Annotated in this window: 4 protein-coding genes; all 4 read left to right on the forward strand. The window is 61.7% G+C overall.

Annotated elements, in window-relative coordinates; translation table 11 throughout:
• Positions 1–102: 102 nt before the first annotated feature.
• A complete protein-coding gene (locus tag PSV43_RS15225; protein ID WP_300198975.1) occupies positions 103–405 on the forward strand; it encodes a hypothetical protein in 303 nt (100 codons plus the stop codon).
• A gap of 99 nt (positions 406–504) precedes the next feature.
• Positions 505–648: an entericidin A/B family lipoprotein gene (locus tag PSV43_RS15230; protein ID WP_300198978.1), complete on the forward strand. Its 144-nt coding sequence runs from the start codon at positions 505–507 to the stop codon at positions 646–648.
• A gap of 235 nt (positions 649–883) precedes the next feature.
• Entirely contained in the window at positions 884–1,924 is a 1,041-nt protein-coding gene (locus PSV43_RS15235) for a lipid A deacylase LpxR family protein (protein WP_300198982.1), read from the forward strand.
• A 346-nt stretch (positions 1,925–2,270) separates the two neighbouring features.
• Positions 2,271–3,069 (forward strand): hypothetical protein (locus tag PSV43_RS15240; RefSeq protein ID WP_300198985.1); only part of this gene is annotated, 799 nt, incomplete at its 3' end.

Genomic DNA, 3,069 nt, shown 5'->3' on the forward strand with positions numbered 1-3,069 from the left:
CCCCAGGGTTATACCCCATGGCTTCATCAGGGTGGATGACGAAAGGTGGATACATCCTTCAGTCGTCTGACTGGCGATCTCTCAATACCAACCCTGATACTTATGAAACACATCCTCATTGCCCTCCTCGCCTCCGCAACCTTCCTGACCGTCAGCTGCAACAAGCAGAAGGAAGCCATCGACGATAAAAACGACGCCACCCAAAACGCGATCGACAAACAGAAGGATTCTCTGGAAGTACAAGCCGACGAAGCCAAAAAGCAGGCGGAAGCCGATGCCAAGGTCGCCAAGGCCAACATCGAAGCCGCCAGTGCCGCCGATCAGGCGCAGCTTGATGCGGAAAAGAAGAAGGCTGATGCCGCTGCTGAAGCTGCCAAGGCCAAGGTGGACGCCCAGCCGAAGTAATCTGGCCCGCTACCGGAGCATGCCCACCGCGTGGGCCTGCTTCCTTTTTGCCTCACTCTCCTTTCCCAAGTCCAGCAACTGTCAAACATCATCATCCCTATGAAAACATCCTTCCAACGCATCGCTCTTCTCCTCCTCGCTTCGGCGGTCTGGACACTCGTCGGCACCAGCTGCCGCACCGTTCGTGGCTTCGGCCAGGACGTGGAGCATGTGGGCGGCCACATTGAGAACGCCTCCCGCTAAAAAAGAATCGCGAACGCGACCGCTTTCCAAGCGTTGCTGATGCAGCCCCTGCGGCCCGTCAGCAGCGCTTGGTTCGTTTGCGTCAGCCATTTGGCCCCCAGGGGCGAACTGTTTTCAAATCTCCGCCGAATTCCAAGACGAAGAGCTGGAATGCTGGCATCTTATCCGCTGAGCCGTTTGAGATGAGATGAAGACAAAAGCCCCCCATCCACACACACACTCTCTGCATCCACACATGAAATTCCATTTTTCCACATTCTCCGCCTGTCTGCTGCTGCTGGCGGTGCTGGCCCCTGCGTCTGCCCGGGCTGAGGCACCCAACACCGGCGGTACGCTGGGCATCTACCTCGAAAACGATCTCTTTGCCGGCACGGACCGCTACTACACCAGCGGGGTGAAGATCAGCTGGACCTCGCCGGATCTTTCCCGCCTCAGCGGCACACCGCATGCCAGCATGCTGCTGCCGCTGTTTGACCTGCTGCCCGGCGTGCATGACACGAACTACCAGAAGAACGTGGTGCACTCCATCGGGCAGGACATTTACACGCCGGACGACACGGAGACCTTCAACCCCTCACCCGCAGACCGCCCTTATGCAGGCTGGCTCTACGTTTCCAACGGCGTGGTGTGGAAGACGGACCGCGTGCGCAACATCCTGGTGATGGACATCGGTGTGGTGGGCTCCTACTCGTATGCGCAGGAGACGCAGCGCTATGTGCATGACACGCGCGGCTTTGACCACCCCAACGGCTGGGGCAACCAGCTGCACAACGAGATCGGCATCTCGCTGGCGTATGAGCGCACCTGGCGCTGGCCGCACGTCGCGAAGCGCAGCGGTGCGGAGTGGGAATTTATGCCGCATGCCGGCGCGACAGCGGGCAATGTGAAAACCTTCGCCAATGTGGGCGGCGAATTTCGCATGGGGTTCAATCTGCCGGACGACTACGGCACGCCCTCCATCGGCCCCTCCTCCGCCGCCTCCACTCCGGTGGACGGCGCACTGGGTGGTGAGCGGTCATGGTTCCCCCTCGGCTTCCACGTCTTTGCGCGTGCAGACGGTCGCGCTGTGGCGCACAACATCTTTCTGGACGGCAACACCTTCGGCAGCAGCCCATCCGTGGGGCACAATGCCTTCGTGGCAGACCTGAGCGCGGGCTTTGTGCTCAACTGGCGCAACACCAAGATGTCCTACGCGCTGGTATATCGCACCAAGGAATTCAACGCGCAGATCGAGCCGCAGCTCTTCGGCACGGTGTCGCTGAATCTGACGTTCTAAAGGCGTGCGCGGCTGCTGGCGGAATGCGCGCATCATTGCCCAAGGCAGCGCTGAGAGTGCAACCGCCTGAATGACCCTCTCCCGAAGTGCGGGGAAGGGGGCAGGCGGCTTCAGGGGGCGATGTCATCCGTCAAGGAGTGGCACGCTGGCTTGAATGACGATCTGACTGATGTGCCTGACGCAGCGGAAATGCATTGGCCATTCCGGGTGCAGCGCGTCTATTCATGGCATGATTTTATTTGAGATGCTGAATCCATGGCGGGTCCCGTGCCCAGGCGCTGCAAGGTGGCTGCGCGCAGGCACTCGCGTGCTGGCCGTCGCGGTGTTGCTGTGCCTTCCACACTTCGTGGGCGCCCAGGAGGCAGCCAAGAATGCCAGCATTCCGGTGGAAGCTGCCCCGCCTGCTCCGCAGCCAGCGCCCATCCCGCTCGCGGATGTCATCAGCCGGGCGGATAGTGTGGAGGCCAGTCTGGCAGCGAGGCTGGCGGCGGCCTCTCCGGTGTACGCCGTGGGTGATGACACACGGAGCCTGCCGGTGCTGACGCAGGAGATTGACCGGCGACTCGCTGAGACGGCTCAACTCGTCCAGCCGGAGGCACCGCTGGAAACGCTGCGCGATCTGGAGTCCAACTGGCAAAAACTCGCGGAACGGCTCGGGCTTTGGGCGCGTGACCTCACCACGCAGGCCAATCTTCTGGATGCGCAGATGGCGCTTTATCCGGCGCTGAAGGCTAGCTGGGGGAAGACGCTCGAGGTCGCACAAGGCCAGAACGCACCCACGGAAATCCGCCAGCGCATCGAGACTCTGCTGAAGAGCATCACGCAGGCTGAAGCCGCACGTCAAAAAGAGCGTGCCACCGTGCTGAGCGCGCAGAGCCGCCTCGCGGAGCAGGCGAAGCGGGTCACTGGCGCACTGGTTACCCTCCGGGCGGCGCAGAGCACCGCTGTGAGCACGCTCTTTGTGCGGGATAGTCCGCCGATCTGGAGTCTGCGGGCCCCGGGAAATGCTGCGCGTGATCTGACCGGGGAGAGCCAGGCCACTCTGGGCGCGCAATTCACCCAGCTGTGGCTGTTCGCTCAGCGGCAGTGGGTGCAGTTTGTCTGGCTCGGGCTGATCTTCGGCACCTTTGTCATGGTGCTTTCCT

It is taken from the genome of Prosthecobacter sp., from assembly GCF_029946185.1.
GTDB lineage: Bacteria > Verrucomicrobiota > Verrucomicrobiia > Verrucomicrobiales > Verrucomicrobiaceae > Prosthecobacter.

Bases quoted from the DNA above. Each gene is read 5' to 3' on its own strand.
- PSV43_RS15225 (WP_300198975.1), top strand. From the start codon at position 103: ATGAAACACATCCTCATTGCCCTCCTCGCCTCCGCAACCTTCCTGACC.
- PSV43_RS15230 (WP_300198978.1), top strand. From the start codon at position 505: ATGAAAACATCCTTCCAACGCATCGCTCTTCTCCTCCTCGCTTCGGCG.
- PSV43_RS15235 (WP_300198982.1), top strand. From the start codon at position 884: ATGAAATTCCATTTTTCCACATTCTCCGCCTGTCTGCTGCTGCTGGCG.